Source organism: Pseudomonas canadensis, from assembly GCF_030980095.1.
GTDB lineage: Bacteria > Pseudomonadota > Gammaproteobacteria > Pseudomonadales > Pseudomonadaceae > Aquipseudomonas > Aquipseudomonas canadensis.
Map to the genome: position 1 here is coordinate 519,003 of NZ_CP133298.1, position 17,073 is coordinate 536,075.

At 62.0% G+C, this 17,073-nt stretch carries 16 protein-coding genes and 1 riboswitch; of the genes, 10 read left to right on the forward strand and 6 right to left on the reverse strand.

Features of this window, described 5'->3' with window-relative positions; all coding sequences use genetic code 11:
- Positions 1–67: 67 nt before the first annotated feature.
- Complete coding sequence (gene hldE, locus RB216_RS02290; RefSeq protein WP_016975611.1) at positions 68–1,492, forward strand: bifunctional D-glycero-beta-D-manno-heptose-7-phosphate kinase/D-glycero-beta-D-manno-heptose 1-phosphate adenylyltransferase HldE; 1,425 nt, start codon at positions 68–70, stop codon at positions 1,490–1,492.
- On the forward strand, positions 1,485–2,420 hold the full coding sequence (pgnE, locus tag RB216_RS02295; RefSeq protein WP_305383447.1) for a UDP-N-acetylglucosamine epimerase PgnE: 936 nt from the start codon (positions 1,485–1,487) through the stop codon (positions 2,418–2,420). Before hldE ends, pgnE begins: the two co-directional genes overlap by 8 nt.
- A gap of 66 nt (positions 2,421–2,486) precedes the next feature.
- On the opposite strand, the gene RB216_RS02300 is transcribed toward pgnE, so the two are convergent.
- The 4 genes from RB216_RS02300 to RB216_RS02315 all read right to left on the reverse strand — a co-directional run bounded on the left by RB216_RS02300 (position 2,487) and on the right by RB216_RS02315 (position 5,937).
- Positions 2,487–3,446, reverse strand: a complete 960-nt coding sequence (locus RB216_RS02300) for a hypothetical protein (protein ID WP_028615485.1) — start codon at positions 3,444–3,446, stop codon at positions 2,487–2,489.
- 41 nt (positions 3,447–3,487) lie between these two features.
- Positions 3,488–4,300: an aldo/keto reductase gene (locus RB216_RS02305; protein ID WP_028615486.1), complete on the reverse strand. Its 813-nt coding sequence runs from the start codon at positions 4,298–4,300 to the stop codon at positions 3,488–3,490.
- The gene (locus RB216_RS02310) at positions 4,297–5,472 is read right to left on the reverse strand and encodes an NAD(P)/FAD-dependent oxidoreductase (protein ID WP_028615487.1); all 1,176 of its coding nucleotides are present in this window, start codon (positions 5,470–5,472) and stop codon (positions 4,297–4,299) included. The genes RB216_RS02305 and RB216_RS02310 overlap by 4 nt, the downstream gene beginning before the upstream one ends.
- A gap of 129 nt (positions 5,473–5,601) precedes the next feature.
- Entirely contained in the window at positions 5,602–5,937 is a 336-nt protein-coding gene (locus RB216_RS02315; protein WP_010213655.1) for a DMT family transporter, read from the reverse strand.
- A gap of 102 nt (positions 5,938–6,039) precedes the next feature.
- On the opposite strand from RB216_RS02315, the gene RB216_RS02320 reads away from it, so the two are divergent.
- Both RB216_RS02320 and waaA read left to right on the forward strand, forming a co-directional pair.
- Positions 6,040–6,930 carry a LysR family transcriptional regulator gene (locus RB216_RS02320; protein ID WP_122730552.1) on the forward strand — a complete coding sequence of 297 codons (891 nt, stop codon included), beginning with the start codon at positions 6,040–6,042 and terminating at the stop codon, positions 6,928–6,930.
- A 23-nt stretch (positions 6,931–6,953) separates the two neighbouring features.
- On the forward strand, positions 6,954–8,231 hold the full coding sequence (gene waaA / locus RB216_RS02325; protein WP_028615489.1) for a lipid IV(A) 3-deoxy-D-manno-octulosonic acid transferase: 1,278 nt from the start codon (positions 6,954–6,956) through the stop codon (positions 8,229–8,231).
- Between the two features lie 70 nt (positions 8,232–8,301).
- Here waaA and RB216_RS02330 read toward each other — a convergent pair whose 3' ends face one another.
- A complete protein-coding gene (locus RB216_RS02330; protein ID WP_028615490.1) occupies positions 8,302–9,741 on the reverse strand; it encodes a TolC family outer membrane protein in 1,440 nt (479 codons plus the stop codon).
- A 196-nt stretch (positions 9,742–9,937) separates the two neighbouring features.
- Positions 9,938–10,043: riboswitch (TPP riboswitch) on the forward strand.
- Between the two features lie 149 nt (positions 10,044–10,192).
- Between RB216_RS02330 and thiC the strand changes: the two genes are divergently transcribed.
- Both thiC and cytX read left to right on the forward strand, forming a co-directional pair.
- Positions 10,193–12,082, forward strand: a complete 1,890-nt coding sequence (gene thiC, locus RB216_RS02335; RefSeq protein WP_028615491.1) for a phosphomethylpyrimidine synthase ThiC — start codon at positions 10,193–10,195, stop codon at positions 12,080–12,082.
- Between the two features lie 140 nt (positions 12,083–12,222).
- On the forward strand, positions 12,223–13,512 hold the full coding sequence (gene cytX / locus RB216_RS02340; RefSeq protein WP_028615492.1) for a putative hydroxymethylpyrimidine transporter CytX: 1,290 nt from the start codon (positions 12,223–12,225) through the stop codon (positions 13,510–13,512).
- On the opposite strand, the gene RB216_RS02345 is transcribed toward cytX, so the two are convergent.
- Positions 13,481–14,218: an RsiV family protein gene (locus RB216_RS02345; RefSeq protein ID WP_028615493.1), complete on the reverse strand. Its 738-nt coding sequence runs from the start codon at positions 14,216–14,218 to the stop codon at positions 13,481–13,483. The two genes, cytX and RB216_RS02345, sit on opposite strands and share 32 nt — an antisense overlap.
- 192 nt (positions 14,219–14,410) lie before the next feature.
- Here RB216_RS02345 and RB216_RS02350 point away from each other — a divergent pair, with 192 nt between their 5' ends.
- From RB216_RS02350 to RB216_RS02365, 4 genes are all read left to right on the forward strand, one after another.
- On the forward strand, positions 14,411–15,028 hold the full coding sequence (locus RB216_RS02350) for an NUDIX domain-containing protein (RefSeq protein WP_028615494.1): 618 nt from the start codon (positions 14,411–14,413) through the stop codon (positions 15,026–15,028).
- Positions 15,019–15,468: a DUF1249 domain-containing protein gene (locus RB216_RS02355; RefSeq protein ID WP_003171323.1), complete on the forward strand. Its 450-nt coding sequence runs from the start codon at positions 15,019–15,021 to the stop codon at positions 15,466–15,468. The genes RB216_RS02350 and RB216_RS02355 overlap by 10 nt, the downstream gene beginning before the upstream one ends.
- A 97-nt stretch (positions 15,469–15,565) precedes the next feature.
- On the forward strand, positions 15,566–16,381 hold the full coding sequence (gene cpdA / locus RB216_RS02360) for a 3',5'-cyclic-AMP phosphodiesterase (protein ID WP_308908277.1): 816 nt from the start codon (positions 15,566–15,568) through the stop codon (positions 16,379–16,381).
- A 50-nt stretch (positions 16,382–16,431) separates the two neighbouring features.
- Positions 16,432–17,040 carry a YqiA/YcfP family alpha/beta fold hydrolase gene (locus RB216_RS02365; RefSeq protein WP_028615496.1) on the forward strand — a complete coding sequence of 203 codons (609 nt, stop codon included), beginning with the start codon at positions 16,432–16,434 and terminating at the stop codon, positions 17,038–17,040.
- Positions 17,041–17,073 lie beyond the last annotated feature (33 nt).

A 17,073-nucleotide genomic window follows, 5' to 3' on the forward strand; every position in this document is an offset into this window, starting at 1 on the left:
TCCCGCAATCCTCCTGTAACCCTGTGCTAATATCGCGCCCCTGTTCATTTTGTATGTGGGTTGCTCCATGAAGTTGTCCATGCCGCGATTCGATCAAGCCCCTGTCTTGGTGGTCGGCGATGTCATGCTCGACCGTTACTGGCATGGCGGTACCTCACGGATTTCCCCTGAGGCGCCGGTACCGGTAGTCAAGGTCGAGCAAATCGAAGACCGTCCAGGCGGCGCTGCCAACGTTGCCCTCAATATTGCCGCCCTCGGCGCCCCGGCCTCCCTGGTGGGTGTGACCGGCGACGATGAAGCCGCCGACAGCCTGGCCAATAGCCTGCGCGGTGCTGGCGTGCGCGCACTGTTCCAGCGCATTGCCCACCAGCCGACCATCGTCAAGCTGCGGGTCATGAGCCGGCACCAGCAATTGCTGCGTATCGATTTCGAAGAACCCTTCAGCACCGACGCCCTCGCCCTCAGTAGCCAGGTCGACCAGTTGCTCGAAGGCATCAAGGTGCTGGTGTTGTCCGACTACGGCAAAGGCGCCTTGAAGAATCACCAGGAACTGATCCAGGCCGCCAAGGCCAAGGGCATTCCGGTATTGGCCGATCCCAAGGGCAAGGACTTCTCGATTTATCGCGGAGCCAGCCTGATCACGCCGAATCTCAGCGAATTTGAAGCCATCGTCGGCGGTTGCACCGATGAGCACGACTTGGTGACCAAGGGCGCGGCGTTGATGGCCGACCTCGACCTGGGCGCCTTGCTGGTGACCCGTGGCGAGCACGGCATGACCTTGCTGCGTCCCGGCCACCCGGCGATGCACCTGCCGGCACGTGCCCGTGAAGTGTTCGACGTTACCGGCGCCGGCGACACCGTGATCTCCACCCTGGCCGCCTCGATTGCGGCGGGCGAAGAACTGCCCCACGCCGTGGCCCTGGCCAACCTGGCGGCGGGCATTGTGGTGGGCAAATTGGGTACTGCTGCCATCAGCGCGCCTGAGTTGCGTCGTGCGATCCAGCGCTCCGAAGGTTCGGAACGCGGTGTGCTGACCATCGAGCAACTGCTGCTGGCGATTGACGATGCCCGCGCCCATGGCGAAAGCATTGTGTTCACCAATGGCTGCTTCGACATCCTGCACGCTGGTCATGTGACTTACCTGGAGCAAGCAAGCGCCCAAGGCGACCGCCTGATCGTGGCGGTCAACGATGACGCTTCGGTGAGTCGCCTGAAAGGCCCTGGCCGTCCGATCAACAGCGTCGACCGTCGCATGGCGGTGCTGGCTGGCCTGGGCGCGGTGGACTGGGTGATCAGCTTCCCTGAAGCGACCCCGGAAAACCTGCTGGCCCAGGTCAAGCCGGACGTTCTGGTCAAGGGTGGCGATTACTCCGTCGATCAGGTCGTAGGGGCGGATATCGTCAGCGCCTACGGCGGCAAGGTCAAAGTGCTGGGCCTGGTCGAGAACAGCTCGACCACCGCCATTGTCGAGAAGATCCGCAACAATGAGTAACGCTGATAAGTGGGTCCTGATCACCGGCGGTGCCGGCTTTATCGGTTCGCACCTGGTCGATGCACTGCTTGCCAAAGGCTATGGCGTGCGAGTGCTGGATAACCTGTCCACCGGCAAGGGCAGCAATTTGCCGCTGGACAATCCACGCGTCGAACTGCTGGAAGGTGATGTGGCCGATGCCGAGCTGGTGGCCCGTGCCGCTGTCGGCGCAACGGCGGTGGTGCACCTGGCGGCAGTGGCCTCGGTGCAGGCCTCGGTGGATGATCCGGTCAGCACGCACCAGAGCAATTTCGTCGGCACCTTGAATGTCTGCGAAGCCATGCGCAAGGCCGGCGTAAAACGCGTGGTGTATGCCTCCAGCGCGGCGGTCTATGGCAACAATGGCGAAGGCGCTTCGATTGACGAGGACACCACCAAGGCGCCGTTGACGCCCTATGCGTCCGACAAGCTGGCCAGTGAGTTCTACTTCGACTTCTACCGTCGCCAGCATGGCCTGGAACCGGTGATCTTCCGCTTCTTCAATATCTTCGGGCCCCGCCAGGACCCGTCATCGCCGTATTCCGGCGTGATCAGCATCTTCAGCGAACGCGTGCAGCAGGGCGTGCCGATTGCCGTGTTTGGCGATGGCGAGCAAACCCGTGACTTCATGTACGTGGAAGACCTGGTGGACGTGTTGGTGCAGGCCATCGAAGCGCCGGACGCACCGGTGGGCGCGATCAACGTGGGCTGGAACCGCACGACCACCCTCAAGCAGGTGCTGCAGGCGTTGGAAGAAATTGTCGGCAAGTTGCCGACGGTCACTTACGGGCCGGCGCGTTCCGGGGATATTCGCCACTCGCGGGCGAATAACCAGCGCTTGCTGGCGAGCTTCAGGTTGCCCGAGCCCACACCGTTGAAGGTGGGGCTGGAACGCTTGCTCGAAGGCTGAACGCAATCAAATGTGGGAGCTGGCTGGCCAGCTTCCACAATAGCCAGTTCCCATATCGCGTTGGCGTCAGGCCTTTGCTTTTTTCTTGGGCACAATCTTGCGCAGTACCCGCTGTGCCAGGCGCTTCAATTTCGACTCCTTCTCCGGCTCCGCCAAGCCCTGCTGGCGTAGCCAATCCTTCCAGCGAATCCGCTCCTCACGCACCAGCCAGCCTTCCTGCTGGGCGAAGCTTTCCGCCAGGTACAAACCCCGTGTACTCGCCGGGTACAGCTGGTCTTTCTTGACGGTGTACAGCTCGGCCAGAGGCTGGCCGTCTTTCAACGGCATCAGGTACAGGTCAGGACGCTGGCGGTCCAGGCGTGCCACCAGTTGATCGCCTTCCAGGCGCTCGTCCACATGGAACAGGCTCAGGGACTTGGCTTCCTTGGGCACTTCCAGACGCAGGTCATAGATCAGTTGCAGGGAGGCGGTGGGCAGGTGCACATAAGCGCGTGGGCGCTCGATCAATTGGGTGGTGGCGCAACGTACCGGGCGGGCGGCACCGGACAGCGGGCTGAGGCGAAAGGGCAGGGCTTCACGGTAATGCAGCGCTGCGGAATAGGGCGCGGGTAGCCAGGTGTCGTTGAAGCGTCCGCCCAGCCAGCCTTCCGGCGTCTCCAGCAGGCACTCTTCGGCGATTTCCTGGATGGCGGTGTGCAGCGGCAGGTTCAGTTCATGGGCGGGCACGTAGCCGGAGATCAGCTTGAGCACCACATCGCCACGGTCCTGGCGGCGTTGGCGCACCAGCACCCAGTAATCGCGGTTCTGCCAGTGCAAAGTCAGGCGAACCGATACGCCGAGGTTGGCCAGTTCCAGGGCGAAACGTTCTGGGTCGGCCACTTCCACCGGTTTGCGCCGTTGCAGGGTCTGGGCAAAGTTGAGCGGCATGCCGACGCTCTGGTAACTCAGGCCTTCGGGGGTGGCTTCGACGTGCAGCGGCAGTGTCTTGAAGTTGCTGGGGTTTTTTCTTATGAGCGTTCGCGGCATGTCGGCTCCTTCTTGCGACGGGGTCGGCCGCATGGGCGGCATCAGAGTTGACGAATGACCTGGGCAGCGGTCGCCACGTTATGGGCCAGGTGCAGCGGATTAATGGTCCCGACAATAGCACTGGCGACGCCCGTTTGCGCAAACAACAGCATGAAACTCGCACGAATTGGATCCATTCCAGGCTCCAGACAAACATGGCCACTGGCCAAGGCCTTTTTCACCAGGATGCCTTTGCCGTGGACCGCCGCATAATCAATGACGGCTTTCTCGGCCTGTTCGTTCAAATTGTAGGTGACCATGGCGCAATCGCCCTGTTCCAGAGCCTTCACCCCGCCTTCGACGGTTTTGCCGGAGAAGCCGAAACCACGGATCTTGCCTGCCTTTTTCAGCTCGGCCAGGGTCTGGTAGACCTCACAGTCGTTGAGGATATGCAGGTCGTTACCGTCGGAGTGCACCAGCACCAGGTCGATAAAATCGGTTTCAAGTCGTTTCAAACTGCGCTCGATCGACAGGCGGGTGTGGGCCGCGCTGAAGTCGTGACTGGACAGGCCATTTTCGAACTCTTCACCGACCTTGCTGACAATCACCCAGTCCTGGCGTTGACCGCGCAACAGTGGCCCCAGGCGTTCCTCGCTCATGCCATAGGCCGGCGCGGTGTCGATCAGGTTGATGCCCAGTTCGCGTGCCTGTCGCAATAGCATGCGCGCCTCGTCGTCACCAGGAATCTGGAAGCCGCTGGGGTACTTCACCCCTTGGTCGCGGCCCAGCTTGACGGTGCCCAGGCCCAGTGGCGAGACCATCAGGCCGGTGCTGCCCAGGGGGCGATGCAGGTCGTGCAGGGTGGGCAGGCTCATGGCAACAGTTGCTCCCAGGCAGGTACGCCGATGGCGGGTTTTGGCAGGTCGGGCAGGGGCTCGCTGGCGCTTGGGCGGATGCCGTCACGTTCCAGGCTGGTGATCACCCGATCGGCGAAGTCCGGCGCCAGGGCCAGTTTGGTCGGCCAGCCCACCAACAGGCGGCCTTCCTCGGCGATGAAGGCGTTGTCGGGACGGGTCAGGCCCGATTGCAGTGGCTCGGCACGGTCGACCCGCAGGGTAGCCCACTGGGTTTGGCTCATGTCGATCCACGGCAACAGCTGAGCAAGCTCTTTCTGCGCGGTGGCGATCTGCTCTTCCGGCGTGCGCGCTACGCCGTCGGCTTCGGCAATGTCGCCGCCCATGTACCACACCCAGTTGCCATCGGCGGCCGGGTGAGTGGTGACGGTAATGCGCGGCTTGGTGCCGCCGCCCAGGCAGTGGGCGTACAACGGCTTCAGGCCAGGCCCTTTGGCGATGATCATGTGCAGGGGGCGCGTTTGCATCGCCGGCTGGCTCAGGCCCAGCGCGGTCAGCAGATCCGCCGTGCCCGCGCCGGCACTCAACACGATGCGCTGGGCGCGGATCTCGCGGCCGTCTACTTTCAAACCGATGAGTGTGTTGCCTTCCAGCAAGGGTTCGATGTGCTGCCCAGCGAGCAAACCATCACCGGCCAGCTGGGCCAGTCGCTTGATCAGGCTCGGTACGTCGATAACCAGCTCTGCCAGGCGATAGACCTTGCCCTTGAAGCGACGGTCTTGCAGGGCTGGCGGCAGGTCGTCGCCCTTGACCTGATCGACACGGCCGCGCACGGCCTTGCTGGCGAAGAAGCTGGTGAGGTTGCCAGCAATCGTACCGGGCGACCACAGGTAATGGGCTTCGGACAGCAGGCGCACGCCGGTCAGGTCCAGCTCACCGTTGCCTGCCAGCGCTTCACGCCAGCGGCGCGGCATGTCGGCAATGGCTTCGGAGGCGCCAGTGAGGGCGCCGTGCAGAGCGTATTTGGCACCGCCGTGAATGATCCCCTGGGACTTCACGCTTTGCCCGCCACCCAAGGTGGCGCTTTCCACCAACACCGTGGAAAACCCCTGGCGGCGCAGGCGCGCATTCAGCCAGAGGCCGGCAACCCCGGCGCCGACAATCAGAACGTCGGTGGAAATAACGGATGGCATGGGCGACCTCAGTGTTCAAGACAAGAGGCGCAGTATACAGGGATCACTATTTGTAGGAGCCCGGCTTGCCGGCGATGGCGTCTGAGAGACCGCCATCGCCGGCAGGCCGGGCTCCTACAGGTGTGTAGTTCAGTGCCCGGCGGTTTTCGAGAACAACTGGATCACCACCACACCCAGTACAATCAGGCCCATCCCCAGCATCGCCGGGATATCCAACTTCTGCCCGTAGATAAACAGCGCCGCGATGCTCACCATCACGATGCCCATCCCGGCCCACACGGCGTAGGCCACGCCCACCGGCACCGTACGCACCACCAGCGTCAGCATCCAGAACGCCACGCCGTAGCCGACGATTACCAGCAGCAGTGGGATCGGCGTGCTCCAGCCCTTGATGGCTTTCATGGAAACGGTGGCGATCACTTCCGAGCAGATGGCAATGGCCAAGTAGTAGTAAGCGACGTTCATGGGGTAATCCTCGGGGTAAAGCGATCAGATAAGGCTGGCATTCTAGAGTCTAATCAGATGGGGTAAAGTCATTACCTATCCGAATAAGAGATAGGTTGAGCCATGAGCGTGCAGTGGGATCTTGAGCAAATGCGTCTGTTTGTCAGCGTCGCCGAGCAGCGTTCGTTTTCGGCTGTGGCGCGTCAGCAGCGCAAGGCGCAGTCAGCGGTAAGCAATGGGATTGCGATGCTGGAGGCGGACCTCGGCGTCAGCCTGTTCGAGCGCAGTAGCGGGCGCCAACCACGACTGACCGAAGCCGGCAGCGTGTTGCTGGAGGAAGCGCGCGAAGTGCTGCGCCAATGTGAGCGGCTCAACGGCCGGGCGCTTTCACTGACGCGCGGCGAAGAGGCGTGTCTGCGCCTGGCCCAGGATGAGGCCATGTTGTTTCAGCCGGTACTCGACAGCCTGGAGGCGTTGGCGGGCAAGTACCCGTTGCTGGAAGTGCAGCTATCCAGCGCCGCCCAGGGCGACGTGGCGCGCAAGTTGGTAGAGCGCAAGGCCGACCTGGGTCTGCTGTTCTACCACGACCAGATTCCCGAAGCCCTGGAGCGGCGTGTGGTCGGCAGTGTGGAGATGGTCACGGTGTGTGGCGTCAATCACCCGCTGGCCAAGGAAAAGTACGTGACGTGCCAGCGCCTGGCGCAGTTCCGCCAGCTACTGATGTCGACCCAGACCAGTGTCTACCCCGGCAGCGAAGCGGCCAGCCCGTTGGTGTGGCGCGCCGACAGTTTCTACGTGTTGGCCGAGTGGCTGATGAGCGGCCTGGGCTGGGCCTGGCTGCCCCGACATATCGTGCAGTACCCGACGTATCAACAACAAATGATCGAGTTGGACAGTGAATGGACGCCGCCGGCCCTGGTGGTGGAGTTGGTCTGGCGCCGCGACGAACACCTGGGACCTGCCGCACGCTTCCTGGCCAAACGATTTGCCGAGTGCTTGCAGGCGATCGACTGAAAAAGCCGATAAACTCCGCCGCCATGAATAGAACTCTCTATAGCTGTCTGTTTTACCTGGCGCTGCCCTTGGTGGCTTTACGTCTGTGGCTGCGTGCGCGCAAGGCGCCGGCCTATGCCGAGCGCGTCGGTGAGCGCTTCTCCTATGGCTTGCCGGTGATGCAGCCCGGCGGGATCTGGGTGCATGCCGTGTCGGTAGGCGAGAGCATTGCCGCCGCACCCATGGTGCGCGGGTTGCTGGCGCGTTATCCGACGCTGCCGATCACGGTTACGTGCATGACGCCCACCGGGTCCGAGCGCATCCAGGCGTTGTTCGCCAACGAGCCGCGCATCCAGCATTGCTATTTGCCGTATGACTTGCCGTGCGCGGCCAAGCGTTTCCTCGACCGTGTGCAGCCGAAACTGGCGGTGATCATGGAAACCGAGCTGTGGCCCAACCATATCCACGCCTGCGCCCAGCGTGGGATTCCGGTGGCATTGGCGAATGCGCGGCTGTCGGCGCGTTCGGCCAAGGGCTACGCGCGCTTTGCCAGGCTGACGGCGCCGATGTTGTCGCAAATGAGCCTGTTTGCCGTACAGACGCACGCCGAAGCCCAGCGCTTCCTGAGCCTCGGTGCTCGCCCGGAAACCGTCGAAGTCACCGGCTCGATCAAGTTCGACCTGACCATCGACCCCGAACTGCCCGTGCGGGCGGCTGCGTTGCGCGAGCAATGGGGCGCCAGCGAACGTCCGGTGTGGATCGCCGCGAGCACCCATGAAGGTGAAGATGAAGTCGTCTTGGCAGCCCATCGCCAATTGCTCGACAGCTATCCCAACGCACTGCTGATTCTGGTGCCGCGCCACCAGGAACGCTTCGGGCCGATGTTCGAGCTGTGCCAGCAACAAGGTTTTGCCACCGTGCGCCGTTCCAGCGGCGAAGCGGTCACCGCGCAAACTTCGGTACTGCTCGGTGACACAATGGGTGAACTGCTGTTTCTCTACGCCTTGGCCGACAGCGCTTTTGTCGGCGGCAGCCTGGTGGCGACCGGCGGGCATAATCCACTGGAGCCGGCGGCATTGGCCAAGCCTGTGATCATGGGCCCGCACGTATTCAACTTCCTCGAAATCACCGCGATGATGCGCGAAGCCGGGGCGCTGCGAGAGGTGGATGACGCCGAAGGCTTGGCCGAAGCCGTGCGGCAATTGTTCGAATTGCCGCAGGATGCGCGCAAGATGGCGCAGGCGGGTCTCAAGGTGATGCAGGCCAACCAGGGCGCGTTGAAGCGCTTGCTGGATGGCCTTGATCGACTCATCACCCTGTAGGAGCCGGTTTGCCGGCGATGGCGATCTTAGGGACGCCATCGCTGGCAAGCCAGCTCCTACAGAAGGTATGTCAGTAGCCGGGGCGGGCCTTGAGCTGCTCGGCCGCAGCCTTGGCCAGATCTGGCGGCAGGAAGTCGCGGTCCGGGTTGTAGTCAGCCTTGAGGTAGCGCGCCAAATCCTGCAAGTCGCCTGGATTCAAAGTGCCCGCCGCCTGCTTCAAGCGCAAGTTGTCGAGGATGTAGTCATAACGGCTGTTGTTGTAGTTGCGCACCGACGCATAGAGCTGGCGTTGTGAATCCAGCACATCGACGATGTTGCGCGTGCCCACCTGGTAACCGATTTCCGTGGCTTCCACCGCACTCTGGTTGGAGATGATCGACTGGCGGCGCGCCTGTACCTGCTCCACATCAGTGTTGACTGCACGGTGCAGGTTGCGGGTGTTTTCCACTACCTGGCGGCGCAGGCCTTCGCGCTGTTGCTCGGTCTGGCCAAGGCGTGAGTAGGACTCGCGCACTTGCGAACTGGTCAGCCCGCCGCTGTAGATCGGGATGCTCAGGCGCAGGCCGATGGTGCGTTGTTCCACATCGCCACGGTACGGCGTGCCGAACGCATTCGGGTTGCTGAAGCCCAGGGCGTCGTTGTCGCCTTTTTCGTATTGCGCCACGGCGTCCAGGGTCGGCGCATGCCCGGCCTTGCGCTGCTTGAGGGTTTCCTCGGCGGCGGTGACGGCGTAGTTGCTGGCGAGCAGATTGAGGTTCTGGCGGCCGGCGGTTTCGACCCAGGCCTTGGCGTCGTTCGGCAGCGGCGGCAACACCGGCAGGGTGTGGACAATGCCCTGGATCGAGTTGTACTGGCGGTTGGTCAAGGTGATCAAGGCTTCGAACGCGTCTTCCACCTGGCGTTGGGCCAGGATGCGGTTGGCGCGGGCGGTGTCGTAGCTGGCCTGGGATTGCAGCACGTCGGTCTTGTCCGACAGGCCGACGTCGAAGCGCTCGTTGGACTGGTCCAGTTGGCGCTTGAATGCGTTCTCTTCGGCCTTGGTCGACGCCAGGTTGTCCTGGGCGCGCAGCACGGCGAAGTAATTTTCGGCACTTTGCAGGATCAGGTTCTGCTCGGTGGCCGACAGTTGCAGCGCGGCCTGCTCGTTGGTGGCCTCGGCCGCCTGCAATTGGAACCAGCGGTCGGCGCGGAACAGCGGCTGGCTCAAGGTGGCCCGCCAGGAATGCGCATCGCGGTTGGCGGTAGCGGCGGGCGTGTCGATCTGGGTGCGTACGTTATTGATATCGGCGCCACCGGTCAGGTTTGGCAGCAGCCCGGCGCGGGCCTGGGGCACCACTTCTTTTTGCGCGCCGTATTGGGCGCGGGCGGCGGCCAGGTCGGCGTTGTTGTCCACCGCTTCCTGGTAGACGCTGACCAAGTCAGTTTTAGCGGACAAGGGCGCTTCTGCTGCCCAGACCATTCCGTTGGTCGCACAAGACACGGCGAGCGCCAGTGAGAGTTTGCGCAGCATGAGGCGATCCCTAGTTTTAATATTACGGTGATAATTTAGCGCCCAAGGCTAAGGCGGCCCATTCCTGGCGTCAAGCACTGTAGCGGCAACCGAGTGTAGTGGTGCTGACTCGGCGCAACAATCCCGCAATCACGCCATTCATCACGCTGAATGCACCGCTATTGGCAATTTGCCCACGCCATGGTCTAGACTGGCCGCGTTCTTGTCGGGGTGCCTTGTTGGAAGGCTGAGATCGGTAAATACCGGATCCCGTTGAACCTGATCAGGTTAGCGCCTGCGTAGGGAACAAGATTTCTCGTCACCCGGCGAGTCCTCTTGTGCTTCGTCCGGGATGCTGTTCATTTATTGAACAGCCCTCGTGCACAGAGCACAGCACTGGTTTCAGTGCGTCCATCCGTCACAGGTTCGCTCCGACAAAAATCCACCGCCTGGATAAGTTGGAGAGCCCGTGATGAGTACAAGACCAAAAAATACCGTGCACCTGAGTGAGTCGGCCAAAGTCGACTCCGGCTCCGTGCAACCCTTTACCCGCTCGCAAAAAATCTACGTACAAGGCACCCGCCCGGACATTCGTGTGCCGATGCGCGAAATCAGCCTGGACGTGACCCCCACCGACTTCGGCGGTGAAATCAACGCGCCGGTCGTGGTTTATGACACCTCCGGCCCGTACACCGACCCTAACGTCATCATCGACGTGCGCAAAGGCCTTGGCGATGTGCGCTCGCCGTGGATCGAAGTGCGTAACGACACCGAGCGCTTGCCAGGCCTCAGCTCCCACTTCGGCCAGCAGCGCTTGAGCGATGCCGAACTCACCGCGCTGCGCTTCGCCCATGTGAAGAACCCGCGCCGTGCCAAGGCCGGCGCCAACGTCACGCAGATGCACTACGCGCGCAAAGGCATCATCACCGCCGAGATGGAATACGTCGCCATCCGTGAAAACATGAAGCTGGAAGAAGCCCGCGCCACTGGCCTGCTCGACCAGCAACACGCCGGCCACAGCTTTGGCGCCAGCGTGCCGAAGATCATCACGCCTGAATTTGTGCGCGAAGAAATCGCCCGTGGCCGCGCGATCATCCCGGCCAACATCAACCATACCGAACTGGAACCGATGATCATCGGCCGTAACTTCCTGGTGAAGATCAACGGCAACATCGGCAACAGCGCACTGGGTTCGTCCATCGAAGAAGAAGTGGCGAAACTGACCTGGGGCATTCGCTGGGGTTCCGACACCGTGATGGACTTGTCCACCGGCAAGCACATCCACGAAACCCGTGAGTGGATCATCCGCAACTCGCCCGTGCCGATCGGCACCGTGCCGATCTACCAGGCCCTGGAAAAAGTCGGCGGCGCCGCCGAGGACCTGACCTGGGAGTTGTTCCGCGACACCCTGATCGAACAGGCCGAGCAGGGCGTGGATTACTTCACCATTCACGCCGGCGTACTGCTGCGCTATGTGCCGCTGACCGCCAAACGCGTGACCGGCATCGTGTCCCGTGGCGGTTCGATCATGGCCAAGTGGTGCCTGGCGCACCACAAAGAGAACTTCACCTACACGCATTTCGACGAAATCTGCGAAATCATGAAGGCTTATGACGTCAGCTTCTCCCTCGGCGACGGCCTGCGCCCTGGCTCGATTGCCGACGCCAACGACGCCGCGCAATTCGGCGAGCTGGAAACCCTTGGCGAGTTGACCAAGACCGCCTGGAAGCACGACGTGCAAACCATGATCGAAGGCCCTGGCCACGTGCCGATGCAGTTGATCAAGGAGAACATGGACAAGCAGCTCGAGTGCTGCGACGAAGCGCCGTTCTACACCCTCGGTCCACTGACCACCGACATTGCGCCTGGCTACGACCACATCACTTCCGGCATCGGCGCGGCGATGATCGGCTGGTTCGGTTGCGCCATGCTCTGCTACGTCACGCCCAAGGAACACCTGGGCCTGCCGAACAAGGATGACGTGAAGACCGGGATCATCACCTACAAGATCGCCGCCCACGCGGCTGACCTTGCCAAAGGCCATCCGGGCGCGCAGATCCGCGATAACGCCTTGAGCAAGGCGCGCTTCGAATTCCGCTGGGAGGACCAGTTCAACCTCGGCCTGGACCCGGACACGGCGCGTTCGTACCACGATGAAACCCTGCCGAAGGACTCGGCCAAGGTCGCGCATTTCTGCTCGATGTGCGGGCCGAAGTTCTGCTCGATGAAGATCACCCAGGAAGTGCGTGAGTACGCGGCCAACCAGCGCATTGAAGCGGTGGATGTGGATGTGGCCAAGGGCTTGGCGGAGCAGGCGGAGCGGTTCAAGCAGGAAGGTAGCCAGTTGTACAAGAAGGTCTGATCCAGAGGCGGCGGTGACTGTGCCGCCGCCATCGCGGGCAAGCCCGGCTCCCACATTTGAAATGCATTCCGGTGTGGGAGCCGGGCTTGCCCGCGATAGCGATCGGCCAAACATCAAAGTGTCCCTCAGAGATAACACCCTTGAGCATTCAACCCAGCACCTACTCCCCAGACATCGCGGTTCCCGCTGACAAAAGAGTCTTCGGCGCTCGCGACCTGTTCTCCCTCTGGTTCTCCCTCGGCATCGGCCTGATGGTCCTGCAAACCGGCGCATTGCTCGCGCCGGGCCTGGGCCTGTCCGGTTCGTTGCTGGCGATTTTCCTCGGCACCCTGGTGGGCGTCCTGTTACTGGCCGCCGTCGGCGTGATCGGCAGCGACACCGGCCTGTCCGCCATGGCAGCCCTCAAGCTCAGCCTCGGCGCCAAAGGTGCGAGTGTGCCGGCGCTGCTCAACCTGCTGCAGCTGATCGGCTGGGGTTCGTTCGAAATCATCGTGATGCGCGACGCGGCCAGCTTGCTAGGCACGCGGGCCTTCAGTGACGGCAGCCTGTTCGCCAGCCCATTGTTGTGGACCCTGTTCTTCGGTGGTCTGGCGACGCTGTTGGCGGTCAGTGGCCCGCTGACCTTTGTGCGTCAGATCCTGCGCAAATGGGGCATCTGGCTGCTGCTCGCCGCTTGCCTGTGGCTCACCTGGAACCTGTTCGCCAAGGCCGACCTCGCCGCACTTTGGGCCAAGGCGGGTGACGGTTCGATGCCGTTTGCGGTGGGTTTTGATATCGCCATCGCCATGCCGCTGTCGTGGCTGCCGCTGATCGCGGATTACTCACGTTTCGGCAAGCGCGCCAAAAGTGTGTTCGGCGGCACGGCGCTTGGGTTCTTTATCGGAAATTTCTGGCTGATGGGCCTGGGTGTGGCCTACACCCTGGCGTTTGCGCCGAGCGGTGAAGTCAACGCGCTGTTGCTGGCATTGGCCGGGGCTGGCCTGGGGATTCCGCTGCTATTGATCCTGTTGGATGAATCGGAAAACGCCTTCGCCGATATTCACTCGGCGGCGGTTTCCAGCGGAATATTGTTGCGTTTGAAGGTCGAGCACCTGGCACTGGCTATCGGTGTGATCTGCACGCTCATTGCCTGCTTTGCGCCATTGGCCCAGTACCAGAACTTCCTGCTGCTGATCGGCTCGGTATTCGCGCCGCTGTTTGGCGTGGTGCTGGTGGATCACTTCATTCTGCGCCGTCGTAGCGCGGGTGCAGTAGCCAGTCTGCGCTGGCCGGCATTGGTCGCCTGGCTGGGCGGCATTGCGACTTACCACCTGCTGGCCAATCTGTATCCGGACGTCGGCGCGACCCTGCCGGCTTTGGTGCTGGCAGGGCTGTTGCAACTCATCCTGGGCCGGGCCTTCAGCGGCGCGCGGGCACCAGTTCAGGCTTGAGAATGCCGTCCAGGCGCGAGTAGGGAATCTGCAACTCGACGTGGCCCAAGGCATACGGCGCAATGGTGGTGGTGGGGTACTTGAGGATCACGCCACCGTAGGTGAGCGCCACGTTAGGGGTTTTCTGGAAAGGGTACTGTTTCACGTACTCCGGCTCCAGGCTCAGGCGGGTGCTGATCAGCCAGCTGTTATGGGCCACCTGGGCGGCTTTCCAGAACGCGTCTTCCTTGCCGGGCAACAACATGTCGGTGAGGGTCAGGGCTTTCTGCTGCTGGCGCGAATAGTTGATGAACGCACGGCCTGGTTCGCCGTGGGTGGCGCCCTGGTCCAGGTAGCTGGAGAGTTCGATGATCACCAAGCCGTCATGCTGCTCACGTACCTTGGCCTGCAAGTACATGCTGTTGCGTGGGGCGGCGGTGCGCAGGAACTGCTCGCTGTACGTCGCGAGGCTGCTCGGCAGCGGGTCGGTCTGGGTCATTTCCAGCAGGCGCTGTTCGATCAAGGCGTCCAGCTTGGGTTCCTTGGCAAAGTGCACCGTGTCGATGTTCACCAGCGGGCAGTCGGCGCTGGCGCAGCCTGGCTTGCTTTGCTCGGTGGCGTCGCGGGTGGCGTCCAGCGGGGTTTTGTAGCTTGGCTGGAACAGGCTTTGGCAGGCACCGAGGGTCAATGCGATGCAGGCCACGGAGGCGATTTTTAAAAGCGACATGTAGGGTCTTCGTCCGTCGATAAGAGCGAAATTGTGCAGCTTCGACTACCGGCAAGGCAGTCAGTTCGCCACTAAGCTGATTAGAGTGAGTTTGACGCCCGCCGTCTATCCCGGCAACTGGAAAGGGGCTGCATCTGGAGGCATGAGCGCGTTAGGATGGCGCCAAATGCGCAGGCTCAATGAGGAAGGGATATGACGGACATTGCAAAATCGACGCCGAGCACCATCGAGATTGTTCAGCGCGACAATGCGTATCAGGGCTTCTACAAGCTTGATCGCGTGCAACTGCGTCACGAGAAATTCGATGGCGGCATGAGCCGGGTGATCAACCGCGAAGTCTTCGTTCGTCATGATGCCGTGTGTGTATTGCCTTACGACCCGCAGCGCGACGAAGTGGTGCTGATCGAGCAGTTCCGCGTAGGTGCCATGGGCCGAACCGACAACCCGTGGCTGGTGGAGATGGTTGCCGGCCTGATCGACAAGGATGAAGAGCCGGAGGAGGTTGCACACCGCGAAGCCGAGGAGGAAGCTGGGCTGACATTCTCCGCGCTGTGGCCGATCACCAAGTATTTCCCGTCGCCCGGCGGCAGTACCGAATTTGTCCACTTGTACCTGGGCCGTTGCGACAGCTCGGGCGCCGGTGGCGTCCATGGACTGGAAGAGGAAGCTGAAGATATCCGTGTCACCGTCTGGGCTTTCGAAGATGCCCTGCAAGCGGTGCGCGACGGCAAAATTTCCAACGCAGCCAGCATTATCGCCCTGCAATGGCTTGCGCTTAATCGCGCGGAAGTGAGGGGGTTATGGCAGTAAAGGCACGGGAACGTTATCGAGTCGACCTGATCGGGTTGCAAGCGGCCTGCGAGGCCAACTATGCGCGGCTGATGCGCCTGCTCCCCGACATGCGCCATGCTCCCGAGGCGCGGCGTATCGGCGTGACCCACGGCGACCAGATGCTCGGCGTGCTGGCGCTGGAAGTCATCGTCAATTGCCCGTACACCACCACCCTGCGTGTGCGCCAGGAACACAGCCTGCCGTGGCTGCCGGTGCCGCAACTGGAAGTGCAGGTGTACCACGACGCGCGCATGGCCGAAGTCATCAGCGCCGAACATGCACGACGCTTTCGCAGCATCTATCCTTACCCCAACGTGTTCATGCACCAGCCCGATGAGAAAGCACAGCTCAATGTGTTCCTCGGTGAGTGGTTGAGCCATTGCCTGGCCCTGGGCCATGAGTTCGAAGTTGTGCGGTAGATGTGAACTGCATCTGCTTCCTATGGTTTCCTCTTGTGTCCTGCCCCAGCATAATCACGCCAAACGTCCATTCCTGTGATTGCCTTGGGAGAGCGCCTTGCCGAGCGTATCCACTGTGAGTCCCGATGCGCCCGCATTGCTGGTGCAGCTGTCTGATAGCCATTTGTTTGCCGAGGCCGACGGCACGCTGCTGGGCATGAACACCCGTGAAAGCCTGCAAGGCGTCATCGAATTGGTGCGCGCGCAGCAGCCGCACATCGATTTGGTGTTGGCTACGGGGGACCTGTCACAGGACGGCACGCTGGAGTCGTACCAGCAATTTCGTGACATGACCCGGCAGATCGACGCCCCGGCGCGCTGGATTCCCGGTAATCATGACGAACCGCAGATCATGGCCCGCGCCGCGGTGCACAGCGATTTATTGGAGCCGGTGGTCGATATCGGCAACTGGCGCGTCACCCTGCTGGACTCCGCTGTTCCCGGCTCCGTGCCGGGCTACCTGCAGGATCAACAACTGCAACTGCTCGTCCAGGCCCTGAGCGAAGCGCCGAACCGTCATCATCTGGTGTGTTTTCACCATCATCCGGTGTCCATCGGTTGCGCCTGGATGGAGCCCATTGGCTTACGCAATCCTGAGGCGTTGTTTGCCGTGCTCGACCGTTTCCCGCAGGTGCGGGCGGTACTGTGGGGGCATGTGCACCAGGAGATCGACCGCGAACGCAACGGCGTACGCCTGCTGGCATCGCCGTCCACCTGCATCCAGTTCGCACCGGGCAGCGAGGATTTCAAGGTCAGCGAGCAGGCGCCGGGCTACCGCTGGCTGCGGCTGCATGCCGACGGACGGTTGGAAACGGGCGTAGAACGCTTGGCCGGCTTCGTGTTTACAGTGGATTACGGTAGCAACGGCTACTGAGATTTACCTGTAAACTGCGCCTTTTTTGGCGCAAGCATGGAGAGCCCGGCATGTCCGCTTCGATCCTGTATATCCACGGTTTCAACAGTGCGCCGGCGTCCAATAAGGCCAGCCAACTGATCACCGTGATGGACACTCTCGGCCTGGCCGACCAACTGCGCGTACCGGCCCTGCATCACCATCCCCGTCAGGCAATTCCGCAATTGGAAGCAGCGATCGCCGAGCTGGGGCGGCCACTGCTGGTCGGCAGCTCACTCGGCGGCTACTATGCAACCCATCTTGCCGAGCGCCATGGCCTCAAGGCGTTGCTGGTGAACCCGGCGGTCAGCCCTCATCGGATGTTCGACGGTTACCTGGGCACCCAGAAGAACCTCTACACCGATGAAACCTGGGAACTGACCCACGACCACGTTACGGCGCTGGCCGAGCTGGAAGTGCCGGCGCCCCAGGATGCGGCGCGGTATCAGGTGTGGTTGCAGACCGGGGATGAAACCCTGGACTATCGCCTCGCCCAGCAGTACTACCGGGCCTGTGCCTTGCGCATCCAGGCCGGGGGCGACCATGGTTACCAAGGGTTCGCCCAGCAATTGCCGGCCATGTTGAGCTTTGCCGGTATTGGCGCAGATCAGTATCAATCCTTCGATTTTTCTTCATTGTGAGAATCGCAGGTCACTTTTTAATCGAACGACTCA